Here is a 17,434-nt window from a genome sequence, read left to right as displayed (position 1 = left end):
GTGCGCGGCTCCTAATGCAGCCGCGCCTTGGCGCGTGCCCGGGTCAATCCTTCCGCAAAAGACACCGCCGTGTCCAGACCCCTGCCACTGCCTAATGCGACAACCGCAGGGCGGCTGCGCGAAAGCAGTGCACGCGCCGCGTCCCGGGTCGATTCGACGCTGACGGCGTCGATCCGGGCCACCAGCTCCTCGGCGGTCTGGGGCCGGCCATAGGCCAGCACATGCCGGGCGAGCTGCTCGGCGCGGGACGAGCAGCTCTCCAGCGCCATCAGCAGCCCCGCCTTCATTTGCGCCTTGGCCCGCGCGATCTCGACCTCGGTCAGGGTCTCGACCGAATCGTTCATGATGTCGACCACGACCTCCATCATCTCGGGCGCGTCGGCCGGATCGGTGCCGGTGTAGAGGCCGAAAAAGCCGGTGTCGGTATAGGGGGCGTGGAACGAGTAGATCGAGTAACAGAGGCCGCGCTTCTCGCGCACCTCCTGGAACAGCCGCGACGACATCCCGCCGCCGAGGATGTTGGTGAAGACCTGGAGCGAGAACAGCGACAGATCGGTCTGCGGCACGCCCTCCAGCGCCAGCGTCAGATGCGCCTGTTCGAGCTCGCGATGCACCACCTTGGTGCCGCCCTTGCCGAACTGCGCGGGTTGCGGCTTGGGACCCGCTGTCCCCTCAAAACTGGCAAAGCGCTGCTCGACCTCGGCGACCACCTGCTTGTGATCGACCGCCCCGGCGGCCGCCACCACCATGTCCGGCCCGCGGTAATGCGTCGACAGATAGTCGCGCAGCGAGTCGCGGCTGAAGGCACGCAAGGTCTTCGCGGTGCCGAGCAGCGAACGGCCCATCGGCTGGTCGGGATAGCAGAGCTCGTTGAGGTGCTCGAACACGACGTCGTCAGGCGTGTCCTGCGCCGCGCCGATCTCCTGCACGATGACGTTCTTCTCGCGCTCGAGCTCGTCAGGCTCGAAGGCCGGATTGGCCAGGATGTCGGCGAGCACGTCGAGCGCGAGCGGCACGTCGGCCTTCAGCACCCGCGCATAATAGGACGTGGTCTCGGTCGAGGTGCCGGCGTTGAGGTCGCCGCCGACCGCCTCGATCTCCTCGACAATCTCGCGCGACGAACGCTTCGTCGTGCCTTTGAAAGCCATATGTTCCAGGAGATGCGAGATGCCGTGCTCGTTGGGCTTCTCGTCGCGCCCGCCGACGCCGGCCCAGACGCCAAGCGCCGCGGTCTCGAGATGGGGCATCTTGTCGGTGACGACGGTCAGGCCGGACGCAAGCTTGGAAATCTCGACGCTCATCCGGCAACTCCCTGTTTCGCGGCGCGGCTGACCGACAGCACGAACCGCTCGACCTCGGCCTGGTCGTTCTTCATCACCTTCATGTGTTCGGATTTGGTCATCAGACCATCGAGCCAGGCCGGCAGTTGCGGCCGCTGGCCGCAGGCCGCTTCGACCGCATCGGGGAATTTGGCCGGATGCGCGGTGGACAGCACGATGCTGGGAACCGTCCTGTCCGTGGTGTCGCGGTCGGCGACCGCAAGCGCGACCGCAGTGTGGGGGTCGACCAGTTCGCCCGCCTCGCGCCAGGCGGCGCGGATCGCGGCCGCGGTCTCGGTCTCGTCGGCCCGGCCTGCGTCGAACCCCTCGCGGATCGCGGCCAGCGTCGCATCGGGCAGCACGAAGCGGCCGGATTGCTTCAGCGAATCCATCAGACGGCGCACGCCGGCGGCATCGCGCCCGCCAGCTTCGAACAGCAGCCGCTCGAAATTCGAGGAGATCTGGATGTCCATCGACGGCGACGCCGTCGCGTGGACCTCGCGCACCTCGTAGATCCCGGTCTTCAGCGTGCGCGCCAGGATGTCGTTGACGTTGGCGGCGATGCCCAGGGTCCGCACCGGAAGACCCATGCGCTTGGCGACATAGCCGGCAAAGATGTCGCCGAAATTGCCGGTTGGCACGACGAAGTCCACCGCGCGCGCGGGTGCGCCGACGGCAACGGCGGAGGTGAAATAGTAGACCACCTGGGCGACGATGCGCGCCCAATTGATGGAATTGACACCGGACAGCGAGGTCGCATCGCGGAAGCGATGGTTGTTGAACATCGCCTTCACGATGGCCTGGCAATCGTCGAAATTGCCCTCGACGGCGAGCGCATGGACGTTGGCCGCGCCCGTCGTCGTCATCATCCGCCGCTGCACCTCGGAGATGCGGCCACGCGGGAACAGCACGATGAGATCGACATTTTCGAGCCCTGCGAACGCGTCGACCGCAGCACCGCCGGTGTCGCCCGAGGTCGCGACCACGATGGTGGTGCGCTGGCCGCGCTTGGCGAGCACGTGGTCCATCAGCCGCGAGATCAGCTGCATCGCCACGTCCTTGAAGGCGAGCGTCGGACCGTGGAACAGCTCAAGCACAAACTGGTGCGGCGCCATCTGGCGCAGCGGCACCACCGCCGGATGGCGGAAGGTGGCGTAGGCCTCGTTCGCCATGCGGCCGAGCTCGGCGTCCGAGATCTCGCCGGCGACGAAGGGGCGGATCACCTCGACCGCGACCTCCCAATAGGGACGACCGAAGAAGCCGGCGATGGCGTCAGGCGAGAGTTGCGGCCAGATGGCCGGCACATACAGGCCGCCGTCGCGGGCGAGCCCGGTCAGCATCACGTCGCAGAAGCCGAGTTCGGGGGCCTCGCCCCGGGTCGAGATATAACGAGTCAAACTGCCCTCCAAAGGCCGGCCGAGCCTAGGCTCGATCCGCAAGCCTTTGATTTTACGAAATTACTTGTTAACAGCCAGAGGCTTTGGGCCACCATAAAGTGTTTTGCGGCATCAGGAAACCGCTTCGCGCCTGGGGCCATCCAAGGAAAAAGGCTGCCAACGAAAAGGGCTGCGGCAATGCCGCAGCCCTCTCTTGGAAGGTCTGTCGTTGTGTGCAGACCGGTTTGGCCTCTTGGGGTCACCGACCCTCAAAAACTGTTCGCGCAAGCTTTCGTCGGCTGTCACGGCATCGTCAAGGGACAAAACGGGATGTGCGAGAAAATGTTCCTATTTTTCCCGACGCGTTTCAGCACGGGCAAACGTTCGCCCAGCAATTTGGCGCCACGCATTGCCATTATATCCCGAACGATCGGACAGTTCGGGAACGAACGATGGCTGCGCTCATTGTGTCGGCGGATGGTGTCGGCGCTATCCACGCATTGCCCGGCTGAGCGCCGAGACCGGTCCGCCCGCCGAACCGGCAGCATCCTGGAGCAGCCGGTTCGGCGCCCGGGCGTCAGTTCATCCCGATTTCCACCGCGATCCGGATCAGGTCGGAATGGTTCTTGGCACCGAGCTTCTGCTTGAGCAGGGAGGTGGTGTTGGCGACGGTCTTGTAGGAGATACCGAGCGCCTCGGCGACCTCCACGATCTTGTCGCCTCGACCCAGCAGGCGAAGAATCTCGAGCTCCCGCGGCGTCATCTGCGAGGCAGGATTGGCCTTGATCGCCGCGCCGGAAAACGTCACGGCTTCCGCGAGCTGCGGTGAGATGAAATTGTCGCCCGCAACCACCTTGCGCACCGCCTTGAGCAGGATCCGGGGATCGTCGCCCTTTGAGACGTAGCCCTGCGCCCCAAGCTCGACCGCCCGCACCACGAAGGCCGGATCGTCGTTCATGCTGAACATGATGATCTTGGCGTCAGGATCGTCCTTACGAATGCGCCGCATCAGTTCAAAGCCGGAGACGTCGGGCAGGCTGATGTCGATCACAGTGACGTCGGGCCGCTTGCTGACATAGGCGCGATGCCCGGATTTGGCGTCGGTCGCCTCGTCGATCCGGATCGAATGGTCGGTGGCGAACAGGGTGCGGCAACCGGACAGCACCACGGGATGGTCGTCGACAATCAGGACGCGGGTCGCCGGCTTGGCAGTATCTTGCATTGTAATTCTCTAGTTTTTCGACTCATAAACCGACGGGAACAAATGGAAAGAGCAAAATCCCCTGACGCGCGTTAGAATTGACCTAATGTGGCAACGCTTCTCGTTCAGGACCCAACTGTTTCTGCCGCTCGGCTTGAGCTTCCTCGCCGCGCTGATCATGGGGGGCGTGCTGCTCCAAACCTTCGCGACCGGCCAATTGGCGGACGAGAACGAGCCGGGGCGGCGTTCGATTCAGACCATTGCCGCCGCGCTCAACAATACCCTGCGCACCTCGAACAACCCGCGGCAGACGCTCGACGCCTTTGTCCATTCTCTGGACACCTCCTCCGATATCCAATTCCGTGCCGTGGAGACGGGTCCAGCGTCCTCAGCGAGGGGCGGCCTGCGCAAGCCGCATGGCGTACCGCAATGGTTTGTCGACCTGCTCACCATTCCAGACATGGACGCGGCAGCTGCGGTGACGATCGACGGCCAGCGTGTCGGCGATCTCGTCTTCCTGCCGGACCTGTCGGCTGACCTGTTCGAGAAGTGGATCGGCTTTCTCGCGCTGACCATCCTCGTTGCCGTGCTGATGGTGCTCACCGGCACCATTGCCTATGTTTTCGCGGGATCGGCCCTGCGCCCGCTGCAAGATCTCGGCGAAGGACTCACGCGGATGCGGCGCGGCGACTACGCAACGCCGATCCCGGTCAGAGGACCGCCGGAAATCCGGCAAAGCTGCGAGGAGGCCAATGCGCTGGCCGAAACGCTGGCGCAATTGAGCCAGGATAATCGCGACCTGCTGCACCGCCTGGTGTCGCTCCAGGACGACGAGCGGCGCGATCTCGCGCGCGAACTGCACGACGAACTCGGCCCGCTGCTGTTCAGCATCCGCGCCGGCACGATCGCATTGGCCGACGCCTCGCCCCCGGCGGGAAATCCCGGCAGTTCGGCGCAGGATGTGTTGCAATCGGTCGAGGCGCTCCAGCAGACCAACCGCCGCATCCTCGACCGGTTGCGACCGCTCTACATCGAGGAATTGGGTCTGGAGACCACCGTGCAGACGCTGCTCCGGAATTTTCGCAAGCAGGCGCCGTCTATCGACCTGACGGACACGATCGATCCGGATCTCAACGCGATCGGCGGGCCGCTGGCTCAGACCGTCTATCGCGTGATTCAGGAGGCGCTGACCAACGTGCTGCGTCATGCCGGCGCCAGCAATGCCCATGTGCAGGCGACCTTCGCCGGGGAGACGGTCGTCATCGAGATTTCCGACGATGGCGGCGGCTTTCCCGAAGGTAATGTGTTCGGCCGCGGCCTGACCGGCATGCATGAGCGCGTGCGCGCACTCAGCGGATCGCTGTCACTGCTGCGCGTGGACGACAGGACTTATGTGCGCTGCCGCCTTCCCGCCGAGCCGGCACGCGAGGCGCCGGTCACCGGCTAGAGCCTTTTCGAGCGAAGTGGATACCAGTTCGCGTGAAGAAAACGCGTCAAAACAGAATCTGGTGTTCGGTTCTGACTTAATCAGGACGGAAACTCTAGCACGCCCAGCCAAGCTGCGCGTTCTGTCGCGCCGGCTCGCACAGCGTGGTGCGGATCTTGCCGTCCGGACTAAAACAAAACGAGGCGCGGAAGCGTAGCGCGCCGGCGACGGAATATTCGAGATCGACGCCGTGTGGCGCAGGATGGATTTCCTCCAGCCCGAAACCGACCGACGAGAAAGCGCTGAGCCGCGGCTGCCAATAGGCTTCGAGCTCGCTCCGGCCGCGATAGCGCTGCGTGCCGTTGCACGTGCATTCGACGTGGGCGTCGTCCGCATAGAGGTCGAGGAGCGCCGCGAGGTCGCCCTTCCTGCAGGCATCCACCCAGTCGACGACAATTCCCATCTGGTCGAAATCGCTCACGCTGCAATCCTGTCGGCCGCGGAAAAACGATGGCGGCTTAGGACCACACTCGTGAATGTGCGCTGAATGGTAAACCCCGGGCGATACCGGGTTCCCTGGCAGGGCTGTCGCATATGAAGAAATATATTCGACTGCGGCCATCCTTCGAGACGCCCGCCTGCGGCGGGCCCTCAGGATGAGGGATGAGTATGCGGCAGCATTTCAACGCGGATGGATGCAGCTGAGCCTCATCCTGAGGAGGCCGCGAAGCGGTCGTCTCGAAGGATGAGGCGTTCGCTCTGGCGCCGCCGAGACGTCATATGCGATAGCCCTGGGTTTCCTGAGTGGATCTACGGAGCTCAGCCCCGTCGCCGCCCTCTTGCCCAAACGGCGAAGGCGATGAGCACGGCGCCTGCAAGCGTGAACCAGGTGATGGCGTATTGCAGGTGATCGTCCTTGAGATGCACGTCGAGCGGCCCCGGCCGCGGAATGCCGTTCTCGGGCGCGGGCTGCTCGAGGTCGACATAGAACGGCGCAACCGCGCCCCAGCCCAGCGCGCTCGCGATCACCACGTGATCGCGCACGAACCACAGCCGCTTGTCGCGGTTCTCCGCCGGGGTCAGCCAGCCAGGTGCCTCGGGGAAGCGCAGATAGCCGGTGAAGGAGACCGCCTGCCCCGTGACGAGCTTCTTGACCGCGCGATCCTCGACGCTGCGATCCTGCATGGTATTTTCGACGAAGCCCGCATCGATCACCACCGTCTCGCCGCTCGGCAGCCGCGCCGGCAGGAACGCCCAGGTGCCGGGGCCTGACGCATCCTTGCGTACGGCGGATCCGGGGGAATAGACCATCGCATCGGGCAACGGCGCATAGGTCGCGGTAAAGCTGACACGGCGGAATTCATCGCGCGCGGGGCTTAGCGCGGCCCATCGCGCCGGCGGCGGCAGAGCGACCGGTGCCTCCGCGAGACGCTCGGTGAGTGCGGCGATCAGCTCGTGCTTGGCGATGCGGCGCTGCAATTGCCAGATACCGAGCACGATGCAGACCGCAGTCAGGAATAGCGTGAACAGCGCGAAGCCGGCCACGCGGGGCTTGCGCGCGGTCTCGTTCATTTCGCGCGGTCGACCAGCCGGCCCGGTGCCGCCTTATGGTGGAATTGCAGCGCGATCAGCAGCGACTTCATGGCGCGCAACGGCAGCAGGGTGGTCGCAAGGATCAGCGGCAGCCACAGCACCGCATGCAGCCAATACGGCGGCTGGTACTTGACCTCGACGACGAGCGCGCAGCCGACCACGATCGCACCGGCCAGCATGATGATGAAGATCGCCGGACCGTCACCGGAATCGATGAAGGCGTAGTCGAGGCCGCAATGCTCGCAGGACGGCGCAAGCGTCAGGAAGCCTGCATAGAGCTTGCCCTGGCCGCAGCGCGGGCATTTGCAGGCAAGCCCGCGCAGCGCGCTCTGCAGGACGGTGGCTTGCGACTCGGACGTGTCGTCGGCTTTGTTCATGATGACAGGGTCTATCACAGTTTCTGCCGAAACCCCTGCGCGCAGAAAAGCAAAAGGGCGGCCCCGGGGCCGCCCTTTCTCGATCCGAAGTCAGCCCGCTCAGTGCGCGCCGTGGGCCATGGTCTCGGCGCCGTGTCCCCAGACATAGATGCAGAGGAACAGGAACAGCCAGACCACGTCGACGAAGTGCCAGTACCAGGCGGCGAACTCGAAGCCGAGATGCTGGGTCGGCGTGAAGTGGCCGGCATAGGCGCGGAACAGGCACACCAGCAGGAAGATGGTGCCGACCAGCACATGAAAACCGTGGAAGCCGGTCGCCATGAAGAAGGTCGCGCCGTAGACGTTGCCGCCGAAGGAGAATGCCGCGTGGCTGTACTCATAGGCCTGCACGCAGGTGAAGAGCGCGCCGAGCACGACGGTGAGGATCAGGCCATACTTCAGGCCCTGGCGATCGTTCTCGAGCAGCGCATGGTGGGCCCAGGTCACCGTGGTGCCGGAGGTGAGCAGGATCAGCGTGTTGAGGAGCGGCAGATGCCAGGGATCGAAGGTCTCGATGCCGTGCGGCGGCCAGGTGCCCGGCACGGCGCAGGCGCCGGCCGCAGTCCCGAGACCACAGCCGAACACCGCATCGCGGGTGGCGTGGACGGCGTCGGCCGGGAATAGCGCCGCGTTGAAATAGGCCCAGAACCAGGCGACGAAGAACATCACCTCCGAAGCGATGAACAGGATCATGCCGTAGCGGTGATGCAGCTGCACGACGCGGGTGTGGTCACCCTTGTACTGGGCTTCCCGGATCACGTCGCCCCACCAGCTCGCCATGGTGTAGAGCACACCGACGGTGCCGACACCGAAGATGATCGGCGCAGCCGAGAACATGTGGTGCATCCAGGTGATCGCGCCGACCGCCATGATGAAGGCGGAGATGGAGCCGACGACGGGCCATGGCGAGGGATCGACCAGGTGGTAGTCGTGATGCTTGGTGTGCGCCGTTGCCATTTGCGGTCTCGCTCCTCAATCCCGTGCCTGTCAGGCACTTATCCCCTTATGTCCAACCCCGGCGCGTGAGCCCGGAGATCAGAGATTTCCCTTGCGTTTGTCGTCTTCGCTGGCCGCGAGCGGCTTCACCACCGGATCCTTCACCGGATAGAACGTGTAGGACAGCGTGATCGTGTTGAGACCGTCGTTCTCGTGGTCGTCGGCAATCGACGGATCGACGTAGAACACGACCGGCATCTCTCGCTTCTCGCCCGGCGCCATGGTCTGCTCGGTGAAGCAGAAGCAGTTGATCTTCTGGAAATAGGATCCGACCGTCAGCGGCGCGACATTGTAGGCGGCCTGGCCTGCGGTGGTCCGCGCGGCCCGGTTGGTCACCGTGTAGAAGACGGTCACGACCTGGCCGATATTGACCTCGATCTCGCTCTGCTCGGGCTCGAACTTCCAGGGCAGGCCGGGCGCGACGTTGGAATCGAAGCGCACCGCGATCTTTCGTGCGATCGGACCGCTGGCCGGCGCCGAGGTCGCGACCTGGGTCGTGCCGTTGAAGCCGGTGGCGCGGCAGAACCAGTTGTAGAACGGCACCGCCGCGTAGGAGGCGCCGACCATCAGCGCGACCACGCCGCCGCAGATCGAGGCGACCACCACGTCGCGGCCAAGCCCTTTGGAAGGCCTGCGGCCTTTGGCGGCCGTCCGGCTCTGATCCTGCGATATGGTCGGCTTCTGATCCATGTTTCCTACATCGGCCGGACGAGCACGGCCGGCCCCTTGACCATGGTGACGGCGAAGAACAGCACCACGAGCACGCCGAGCGCGAGTGCGATCGCGATCGAGCGCTGGCGACGGCTCTTCTTCTGCGCCTCGGTGAGGACGATTCCGTCTATCTCGGGTTTGTCGGCCATTCCTGCGATCATGCGCCCCCTACCATCGGCGCGAGCGCCCGGAACACGACCTCGGCCAGCAAGGTCGCAAACAGCGCGAACAGATAAAGGATGGAGAACGCGAACAGCTTGCGGGTCGCCCGCAGCGATTGGCTACGCTCGCGACGCACGTAGACGTTGACGGCGAACGCCAGCATGCCGGCGCCGAGGATCAGCGAGACGATGCCATAGATGGCATCGAAATAACCAAGCGCCCAGGGCGCAGCAGCGACCGCGATCAGCACGATGGTATAGAGCAGGATCTGAAGCCGGGTTGCGTCGGGGCCGGCGACGTTGGGCAGCATCGGAATGCCGGCGCGCGCGTAATCGTCGGAGCGGAACAGCGCCAGCGCCCAGAAGTGCGGCGGCGTCCAGAAGAAGATGATGGCGAACAGCAGCAGCGGCTCGACGTCGACCGTGCCGGTGACCGCGGCCCAGGCCACCACTGGCGGCAGCGCGCCGGCGGCACCCCCGATCACGATGTTCTGCGCGGTCCAGCGCTTCAGACCGATCGTGTAGATCACGACGTAGAAGAAGATGGTGAAGGCGAGCAGCGCGCCCGCGATCCAGTTGACCAGGATGCCGAGCGTCATCACCGAGAAGAAGGCGAGCGTCATGCCGAAGGTCATCGCCTCGGGGCGGGTGATGCGGCCGCGCGGAATCGGCCGGTTCGCCGTGCGCGACATCTTGGCGTCGATGTCGCCTTCGAGCGCCATGTTGAGCGCGCCGGACGCGCCGGCGCCGACGGCGATGCAGAGCAGCGAGGTGATGGCCAGCACCGGGTGAAAATGCCCGGGTGCCATCGCCATTCCGACCAGCGCGGTGAAGATCACCAGCGACATCACCCGCGGCTTCAGGAGCGCGATGTAATCGCCAACCTCCGCTTCGGAGATGCGGGGATTGATGTGGACGGCGTTGTGGTCGAGGACGGACACTAGACTGACTCGCTTGGTTGTCGAGCCGCGGCGCCCGTCACGGGCGCCGCGAGCATTTGCTTACTGCACGCGGGGCAGCACTTCGAACTGGTGGAAGGGCGGCGGCGAGGGCAGCGTCCATTCCAGCGTGGTCGCACCTGCACCCCACGGATTGTCGCCAGCCGGCACCTTCTTCGCGAAGGCGTCGATCACGCAATAGAGGAAGATCAGCACGCCGAAGCCGGAGATGTAGGAGCCGACCGACGAGACCAGATTCCAGCCCGCGAACGCGTCGGGATAGTCGACATAGCGGCGCGGCATGCCCGACAGGCCGAGGAAGTGCTGCGGGAAGAACACCAGGTTCACGCCGATGAAGGTGACCCAGAAGTGCGCCTTGGCGAGCCCTTCATTGTACATGTAGCCCGACATCTTCGGGAACCAGTAGTACCAGCCGGCGAAGATACCGAACACCGCACCGAGCGACAGCACGTAGTGGAAGTGCGCGACGACGTAGTAGGTCTCCTGGAGCACGCGGTCGACGCCGGCATTCGCCAGCACCACGCCGGTGACGCCGCCGACGGTGAACAGGAAGATGAATCCCACCGCCCAGATCATCGGCGCGCGGAACTCGATCGAGCCGCCCCACATCGTGGCGATCCACGAGAAGATCTTCACGCCGGTCGGGACCGCGATGACCATCGTGGCGGCGACGAAATAGGCCTGCGTCGCCGAGGACATGCCGACCGTGTACATATGGTGCGCCCACACCACGAAGCCGATGCCGCCGATCGCGACCATGGCGTAGGCCATGCCGAGATAGCCGAACACGGGCTTGCGCGAGAAGGTCGAGACGATCTGGCTGACCATGCCGAAGGCGGGCAGGATCAGGATGTACACTTCGGGGTGACCGAAGAACCAGAACAGATGCTGGAACAGCACGGGATCGCCGCCGCCTTCGGGGTTGAAGAACGTCGCGCCGAAATTGCGGTCGGTGAGCAGCATCGTAATCGCACCGGCGAGCACCGGCAGCGACAACAGCAGCAGGAACACCGTCACCAGGATCGACCACACGAACAGCGGCATCTTGTGCAGGGTCATGCCCGGCGCGCGCATGTTGAAGATGGTGGTGATGAAATTGATGGCGCCGAGGATCGAGGAGGCGCCTGCCAGATGCAGCGACAGGATCGCGAAGTCGACGGCCGGGCCCGGATGGCCCGAGCTCGACAGCGGCGCGTACATGGTCCAGCCGGCGCCGACGCCGTTGGCGCCCGGCTCGCCCTCGACGAAGGTCGACATCAGCAGCAGCGCGAACGAGGCCGGCAGCAGCCAGAACGAGATGTTGTTCATGCGCGGGAACGCCATGTCGGGCGCGCCGATCATCAGCGGCACGAACCAGTTGCCGAAGCCGCCGATCATCGCAGGCATGACCATGAAGAAGATCATGATCAGACCGTGGGAGGTCACGAACACATTGTAGGTGTGCGTCTCGTGGAAGATCTGCACGCCCGGATACATCAGCTCGGCACGGATCGCGATCGACATCGCGGCGCCGATGACGCCGGCGATGACCGCGAAGATCAGGTACATCGTGCCGATGTCCTTGTGGTTGGTCGAATAGACGTAGCGCCGCCATCCGGTCGGATGGGCGTGCTCGTCATGTCCGTGGTCTTGCGCGTGATCGCCGTGTGCCGCTGCGCTCGTTGCCATTTTCTAATCCTGCCTTGCGTCCCGATCGGACCTCTGGAGGTCCCGCCCTTATGTCGCTTTCAGTTTCCTCGAACCCTTCGCCCGGCGCTCACTGCGTCGGGCCGGCCGTGGAGGCGTAGGTGCTGGTGCCGCCGCTCGCGTACTTCTTCTTCGCCGTCTCGACCCAGGAGGCGAACTCCTGGTCGCTCACCACGCGGATGGCGATCGGCATGAAGGCGTGGTCCTTGCCGCACAATTCCGAGCACTGGCCGTAGAACATGCCGGTCTTGGTGGCCTTGAACCAGGTCTCGTTGAGCCGGCCCGGAATGGCGTCGATCTTGACGCCGAAGGACGGCAGCGCAAAGGCATGAATCACGTCGGCCCCGGTCACCTGAACCCGGACCACCTTGTTGACGGGCACCACCATCTCATTGTCGACGCCGAGCAGGCGGGGCTGCTTGTCCTGGGCCATCAGCGAGTCGAACTCGAACTTGCCGTTATCAGGATAGGCGTAGGACCAGTACCACTGCTTGCCGGTCGCCTTGATGGTCAGATCCGCCTTCGGCACGTCGAGCTCTAGGAACAGGAGCCGGAACGACGGCACCGAGATACCGACCAGAATCAGCACCGGAACGAGCGTCCACGCTACCTCGATCAGCGTGTTGTGCGTGGTCCGCGACGGCACCGGATTGGCTCGCGCGTTGAACTTCACGACCACGATCACGAGCAGCGCCAGAACGAACAGCGTGATCAGCGTGATCAGCACGAACAGGAAATTGTGAAACCAGACGATGTTGTCCATCACCGGGGACCCGGACTGCTGCAGCGTCCACTCCCACGCAGCCGGTTGCCCGAGCTCGGCAAATGCCGCACCGCCCGTCGCCAGCGTCAGACCCGCTACGGCCAATCCCAGCAAGTGCCGGCCCACCGGGCCCATCGACATCTTCATGCCGTTCGCGCTCCCCTAACGAAATCACCCCAAGTGCATTCCCCTATTTTCGGGAAACGCTTTATTCGATCCCCCGTCTGACAAACCGCCGCGCAAGAATACCTCTAAGAGGAATTGGGGCCAGATCGCTAGAACGCCGAAATCAAGCCTCTCAAACCATAATTCTTGATCTATCGCAATGCAGTCTTGAGCCTCGTCTGTCAGCCATCACCCGCAAGATATTTCCTAGTAACATCAGACAAAAATACCATTTCCCGGGATGCTGCCGCTTGACAGCGGAATTGCCCGCGGTAGGCACTGGCGGACAGCCGCACAGGAACCTGATTCGTGCGGGCGACGACGGCCGGGGCGGCGTGGAATTTGCTTGCGAATCGCCTTCAAGACGCCGTCATTCCCGTATCAGTCCGCCGGGTGCGAGCGACCCAGGCGAGCAGAGGGACCGACCCGATGGGGTTTTCGAGATCCATGGCAAGGCGGGCTAAAAGCCAGGCTGGCGGCCTCACGATGCTGGCTGCCCTGCTGGCGGCGGTCGTCGTCCTGGCGCTTCCGGGCCTCGCCCATGCGCAGGGCGCGGTGCGCTCCGTCCATGGCGACTGGCAGATCCGCTGCGACACCCCGCCGGGCGCCCAGTCCGAGCAATGTGCTCTGATCCAGAGCGTGGTGGCCGAAGACCGCTCCAACGCCGGCCTGACCGTGATCGTTCTCAAGACCGCCGACCAGAAGAGCCGCCTGATGCGGGTCGTCGCCCCCCTCGGCGTTCTCCTGCCCTCCGGCCTCGGCCTCAAACTCGACAACCAGGATGTCGGCCGTGCCGGCTTTGTCCGCTGCCTGCCCAATGGCTGCGTCGCCGAAGTCGTCATGGACGACAAGCTGCTCGGCCAGCTCCGCACCGCCAAGACCGCGACCTTCATCATCTTCGAGACCCCGGAAGAAGGCATCGGCTTCCCGCTCAGCCTGAACGGGCTCGGCGAGGGATATGACAAGCTGCCATAGGCTCTAACGGCCTAATAAATCTCAAGGCAGGCAGTGCTGTCATCGCTCTCGAAAGACTCAATCGTCCGCGCGTGCCGGCGAAGCAGAGCCGCAATCGTCGCGGTCGTTTGATTGCCCGCCCGAAGCCAAATCACTTTGGGTGGAGAGCCCAACAGGCCCGCCAGCTCGGCAAAATCGACGTCCTGGGTCACAATCGCGAAACCATTTGCCTTCGCAAACTCCCAAAGCGCACCGTCGGCGACTTCGGACAGACCATAAGACCGGACGTGACTCGAATCCGGAAAAAGGTCGTCGATCATCTGGCAAAGTTTGAAGCTGAGGTTCTGATCGAACAGCGCCTCATATCGGTGCGGTCACCAATCGCCTCTCGCGGTCGGCGGCATAGGCCAGGCAAGCGCGGATATCGTCCTCGGTCAGTTCGGGGAAGTCGTCGAGGATTTGAGCGTGGGTCTGGCCAGCAGCCAGCCAGCCGAGCACATCTGCCACAGCGATCCGCATGTGGCGGATGCAGGGTCGCCCACCGCGTTTGCCAGGTTCAATCGAGATGATATCTCGGTAATTCATGAAACTAGCATAGCACCGATCGGCATCCGCGTCAGGGCCCCTTACTCCCGTGCCAATCCTATCGTTTCCGTAATGTGACGGCCAAGCCCCTCGCGGAACTGCCGGGAAACCATTATCTTGCCTCACATCCCCCGATAATGGACGGACGCATGACCAACCCTGCCACAACCTCCCTGCTCGACCGCGCCAATCTCGACCGCGATCAGGTTCGCAACGAGCTCGCGCGCGGGCTTGCCGGTGCCGACGACGGCGAATTGTTCCTGGAATACAGCCAGACCGAAGCGCTGATGTTCGACAATGGGCGGCTGAAGCAGGCGACCTACGACACCTCGCAAGGTTTTGGCCTGCGCGCCGTCAAGGACGACGCGGTCGGCTACGCGCATTCCTCGGACGTGTCGCTGCCGGCGCTGATTCGCGCTGCGGACGCGGTCGCGGCCGTGCGCGGTGGTTATTCCGGCAACTTCGCCGCGCCTCCAGCACATACCAACGTGCGGCTTTACAGTGACGACAATCCGCTCGATGCCCCCGGCTTCGAGACCAAGGTCAAGCTGCTCGCCGAAATCGACGCCTATCTGCGCGACAAGGATCCGCGGGTGCGGCAGGTCAGCGTCAGCCTGGGCGCGACCTGGCAGGTGGTCGAGATCCTGCGGCCCGACGGCGAGAGCTATCGAGACATCCGCCCGCTCGTGCGCGTCAACGTCTCCGTCGTCGCCGGTCAGGGCGACCGCCAGGAGAGCGGCAGCAAGGGTTATGGCGGTCGCGCCGGCTACGCCGAATTCATCGAAGCTAAGTCCTGGCGCGACGCCGCCGACGGGGCGCTGCGCGAGGCCCTCGTCAATCTGGAATCGATTCCCGCCCCCGCCGGCGAGATGGACGTCGTGCTCGGGGCCGGCTGGCCCGGCGTGATGCTGCATGAGGCGGTCGGTCATGGCCTCGAAGGTGACTTCAACCGCAAGAAGACGTCGGCGTTTGCCGGCCTGATGGGCCAGCAGGTCGCGGCCAAGGGCGTGACCGTGGTCGACGACGGCACCATTGCCTCGCGCCGCGGCTCGCTGTCGATCGACGACGAGGGCACGCCGACCAACCGCACCGTGCTGATCGAGGACGGCGTCCTGGTCGGCTATATGCAGGACCGCCAGAACGCGCGCCTGATGAATATGAAGCCGACCGGCAACGGGCGCCGCCAGGGCTATGCCCATGTGCCGATGCCGCGCATGACCAATACCTACATGCTCGCGGGCGACCGCGATCCGGCCGAGATCCTCGCGTCGGTGAAGAACGGCGTCTTCGCCGCGAATTTCGGCGGCGGTCAGGTCGACATCACCTCGGGCAAATACGTGTTTCAGTGCACCGAGGCCTACAAGATCGAGAACGGCAAGATCGGTGCGCCCTTGAAGGGCGCCATGCTGATCGGCAACGGGCCGACCGATTTGCGTCGCATCCGCATGATCGGCAACGACCTCGCGCTGGATACCGGCATCGGCACCTGCGGCAAGAACGGTCAGGGCGTGCCGGTCGGCGTCGGCCAGCCGTCGCTGTTGATGGAACGCATTACGGTGGGTGGAACAGGCGGATGAGCGTCGAGAAGATAACTGTCACCACCAAGCGGAAGGGCAGCGGCTGGGCAGGCCAGCTCGTGCAGCTCGCGGGCATCGTCGCGGCGGTGTTCATCGCCAAGGGTGCGCTGGCCGAGCCGTTCTACGTGCCGTCGGGCTCGATGGAGCCGACGCTGTTGATCGGCGACGCCTTGATCGCCTCGAAATTCCCCTACGGCTACGGCACCTCGTCGCTGCCGATCCAGATCAACCTGCCCGAGAGCGGTCGCGTCTTCGCGGAGACGCCGAAGCAGGGCGACGTCGTGGTCTTCCGCTGGCCCGGCGATCGCTCGCAGGCCTGGGTCAAGCGCGTCGTGGGCCTGCCCGGCGACCGCATCCAGCTGCGCCAGGGCCAGCTCTTCGTCAACGACCGCCCCGCCGAACTGAAGCCGGACGGCGTCGGCGCCGCCGAGGACGACAATGGCGGCAGCGAACCCGCCTATCGCTATGTCGAGACGCTGCCGAACGGCGTCTCGCACCTGATCTTCAAGATGCGCGACAACGGTCCGCTCGACAACACTCAGGAAGTGACGGTGCCGGCGGGCCATCTCTTCGTGCTCGGCGACAACCGCGACAACTCCGCCGACAGCCGCGTGCCCCTGCGCTCCGGCGGCGTCGGCATGTTGCCGATCGACAATCTGGTCGGCCGCGCGGATGCCGTGCTCGGATCCTGGGATCTCGGCATCCGGGGCCAGCCGGTGTGGACCTGGCTGTCCGGATTTCGCATGGCGCGGTTTTTCACCGCCGTGCATTGAAGGCAGGAACGTCCTCACCTCTCTCCTGCATGCGGGAGAGGGAGTGCAATAGTGATGGTCCGCGACGAATTTCTGGCTCTCGCCCTGCGAAATCCGTTGAACGCAGCGATCCTCGATGAAATCCATCGCCTCGCGCTGCCGGATGCGTGGCTCGTCGCGGGCTGCCTGGTGCAGACGGTGTGGAACGTGCTCACGGGCCGCCCGATCGATCACGGCATCGCCGATTACGACGTGTTCTATTTCGATTCCGACACCTCATGGGAGGCGGAAGATGCGGTGATCCGCAAGCTGCACGCGCAGCTCGCGCATCTCGGCCCCAAGGTCGAAATCCGCAACCAGGCACGCGTGCACCTTTGGTATCCCGGCAAGCACGGTCTGCCCTATCCACCCTTGATGCGCGCGACCGACGGTATCGACCGCTTCCTCACGGAGAATACGCAGGCGGGCATCCGCTCTGCCGGTGGGGATTTCGAGGTCTACGCGCCGCACGGATTCGACGACATCGCGAAGCTGATCGTGCGACCCAATCGGACGCCGAATTTTTCCGCCGCCAGTTACGCGGCGAAGGCGGCACGCTGGAAGACGCTGTGGCCCGAGATCACGGTGATCGCGGCCGAATGAGATGTCCGCTTTACCCTCCTCGCCATTGCGAGGAGCGAAGCGACGAAGCAGTCCAGAGTGCCGCCGCGGAAGCAATTCTGGATTGCTTCGCGGAGCCTGTCATCGGGCCGCGCTTCGCGCGGACCCGGTGGCTCGCAAGGACGGTGGTGAGA

The 17,434-nt window shown here is 64.5% G+C and carries 19 protein-coding genes; 5 read left to right on the top strand and 14 right to left on the bottom strand.

The window, feature by feature from the left end; translation table 11 throughout:
- Positions 1–11: 11 nt before the first annotated feature.
- The 3 genes from BRA1253DRAFT_RS26530 to BRA1253DRAFT_RS26520 all read right to left on the bottom strand — a co-directional run bounded on the left by BRA1253DRAFT_RS26530 (position 12) and on the right by BRA1253DRAFT_RS26520 (position 3,917).
- Positions 12–1,301, bottom strand: coding sequence for a pitrilysin family protein (locus tag BRA1253DRAFT_RS26530; RefSeq protein ID WP_007599446.1), 1,290 nt, complete (start codon positions 1,299–1,301; stop codon positions 12–14).
- Positions 1,298–2,716, bottom strand: coding sequence for a threonine synthase (gene thrC, locus BRA1253DRAFT_RS26525; protein ID WP_007599445.1), 1,419 nt, complete (start codon positions 2,714–2,716; stop codon positions 1,298–1,300). Before thrC ends, BRA1253DRAFT_RS26530 begins: the two co-directional genes overlap by 4 nt.
- Before the next feature lie 556 nt (positions 2,717–3,272).
- Positions 3,273–3,917 carry a response regulator transcription factor gene (locus BRA1253DRAFT_RS26520; RefSeq protein ID WP_007599443.1) on the bottom strand — a complete coding sequence of 215 codons (645 nt, stop codon included), beginning with the start codon at positions 3,915–3,917 and terminating at the stop codon, positions 3,273–3,275.
- An 85-nt stretch (positions 3,918–4,002) separates the two neighbouring features.
- On the opposite strand from BRA1253DRAFT_RS26520, the gene BRA1253DRAFT_RS26515 reads away from it, so the two are divergent.
- Complete coding sequence (locus tag BRA1253DRAFT_RS26515; protein WP_007599442.1) at positions 4,003–5,343, top strand: histidine kinase; 1,341 nt, start codon at positions 4,003–4,005, stop codon at positions 5,341–5,343.
- Positions 5,344–5,437: 94 nt separating this feature from the next.
- On the opposite strand, the gene BRA1253DRAFT_RS26510 is transcribed toward BRA1253DRAFT_RS26515, so the two are convergent.
- The 9 genes from BRA1253DRAFT_RS26510 to coxB all read right to left on the bottom strand — a co-directional run bounded on the left by BRA1253DRAFT_RS26510 (position 5,438) and on the right by coxB (position 12,754).
- The gene (locus BRA1253DRAFT_RS26510) at positions 5,438–5,803 is read right to left on the bottom strand and encodes a nuclear transport factor 2 family protein (protein WP_007599441.1); all 366 of its coding nucleotides are present in this window, start codon (positions 5,801–5,803) and stop codon (positions 5,438–5,440) included.
- Between the two features lie 338 nt (positions 5,804–6,141).
- Complete coding sequence (locus tag BRA1253DRAFT_RS26505) at positions 6,142–6,894, bottom strand: SURF1 family protein (RefSeq protein ID WP_007599439.1); 753 nt, start codon at positions 6,892–6,894, stop codon at positions 6,142–6,144.
- On the bottom strand, positions 6,891–7,292 hold the full coding sequence (locus BRA1253DRAFT_RS26500) for a DUF983 domain-containing protein (protein WP_007599438.1): 402 nt from the start codon (positions 7,290–7,292) through the stop codon (positions 6,891–6,893). Before BRA1253DRAFT_RS26500 ends, BRA1253DRAFT_RS26505 begins: the two co-directional genes overlap by 4 nt.
- Positions 7,293–7,391: 99 nt before the next feature.
- Complete coding sequence (locus tag BRA1253DRAFT_RS26495; RefSeq protein ID WP_007599437.1) at positions 7,392–8,288, bottom strand: cytochrome c oxidase subunit 3; 897 nt, start codon at positions 8,286–8,288, stop codon at positions 7,392–7,394.
- 78 nt (positions 8,289–8,366) lie between these two features.
- Positions 8,367–9,017, bottom strand: coding sequence for a cytochrome c oxidase assembly protein (locus BRA1253DRAFT_RS26490; RefSeq protein WP_007599436.1), 651 nt, complete (start codon positions 9,015–9,017; stop codon positions 8,367–8,369).
- 5 nt (positions 9,018–9,022) lie between these two features.
- A complete protein-coding gene (locus BRA1253DRAFT_RS26485; RefSeq protein ID WP_007599435.1) occupies positions 9,023–9,199 on the bottom strand; it encodes a hypothetical protein in 177 nt (58 codons plus the stop codon).
- Positions 9,196–10,140 carry a heme o synthase gene (locus BRA1253DRAFT_RS26480; RefSeq protein WP_007599434.1) on the bottom strand — a complete coding sequence of 315 codons (945 nt, stop codon included), beginning with the start codon at positions 10,138–10,140 and terminating at the stop codon, positions 9,196–9,198. Before BRA1253DRAFT_RS26480 ends, BRA1253DRAFT_RS26485 begins: the two co-directional genes overlap by 4 nt.
- A gap of 60 nt (positions 10,141–10,200) precedes the next feature.
- A complete protein-coding gene (gene ctaD / locus BRA1253DRAFT_RS26475) occupies positions 10,201–11,826 on the bottom strand; it encodes a cytochrome c oxidase subunit I (protein ID WP_007599433.1) in 1,626 nt (541 codons plus the stop codon).
- A gap of 88 nt (positions 11,827–11,914) precedes the next feature.
- The gene (coxB, locus tag BRA1253DRAFT_RS26470; protein WP_007599432.1) at positions 11,915–12,754 is read right to left on the bottom strand and encodes a cytochrome c oxidase subunit II; all 840 of its coding nucleotides are present in this window, start codon (positions 12,752–12,754) and stop codon (positions 11,915–11,917) included.
- 447 nt (positions 12,755–13,201) lie between these two features.
- Between coxB and BRA1253DRAFT_RS26465 the strand changes: the two genes are divergently transcribed.
- Entirely contained in the window at positions 13,202–13,747 is a 546-nt protein-coding gene (locus BRA1253DRAFT_RS26465; protein WP_007599430.1) for an invasion associated locus B family protein, read from the top strand.
- 11 nt (positions 13,748–13,758) lie between these two features.
- On the opposite strand, the gene BRA1253DRAFT_RS26460 is transcribed toward BRA1253DRAFT_RS26465, so the two are convergent.
- Together BRA1253DRAFT_RS26460 and BRA1253DRAFT_RS26455 are read right to left on the bottom strand one after the other, a co-directional pair.
- Entirely contained in the window at positions 13,759–14,082 is a 324-nt protein-coding gene (locus tag BRA1253DRAFT_RS26460) for a DUF5615 family PIN-like protein (RefSeq protein ID WP_035993984.1), read from the bottom strand.
- Between the two features lie 4 nt (positions 14,083–14,086).
- Positions 14,087–14,311, bottom strand: a complete 225-nt coding sequence (locus BRA1253DRAFT_RS26455) for a DUF433 domain-containing protein (RefSeq protein WP_007599426.1) — start codon at positions 14,309–14,311, stop codon at positions 14,087–14,089.
- Between the two features lie 149 nt (positions 14,312–14,460).
- Here BRA1253DRAFT_RS26455 and tldD point away from each other — a divergent pair, with 149 nt between their 5' ends.
- The 3 genes from tldD to BRA1253DRAFT_RS26440 are packed head-to-tail and all read left to right on the top strand — an operon-like array spanning position 14,461 to position 17,282.
- Complete coding sequence (gene tldD, locus BRA1253DRAFT_RS26450) at positions 14,461–15,888, top strand: metalloprotease TldD (RefSeq protein WP_007599424.1); 1,428 nt, start codon at positions 14,461–14,463, stop codon at positions 15,886–15,888.
- A complete protein-coding gene (gene lepB, locus BRA1253DRAFT_RS26445) occupies positions 15,885–16,661 on the top strand; it encodes a signal peptidase I (RefSeq protein WP_007599422.1) in 777 nt (258 codons plus the stop codon). The genes tldD and lepB overlap by 4 nt, the downstream gene beginning before the upstream one ends.
- A gap of 54 nt (positions 16,662–16,715) precedes the next feature.
- Positions 16,716–17,282, top strand: coding sequence for a nucleotidyltransferase family protein (locus BRA1253DRAFT_RS26440; protein ID WP_007599420.1), 567 nt, complete (start codon positions 16,716–16,718; stop codon positions 17,280–17,282).
- The last annotated feature ends 152 nt before the right edge of the window (positions 17,283–17,434 follow it).

Source organism: Bradyrhizobium sp. WSM1253 (assembly GCF_000244935.1).
GTDB lineage: Bacteria > Pseudomonadota > Alphaproteobacteria > Rhizobiales > Xanthobacteraceae > Bradyrhizobium > Bradyrhizobium canariense.
Note: the sequence above shows the minus strand (reverse complement) of the source record. Positions and strands in the feature narration are given on the sequence as shown.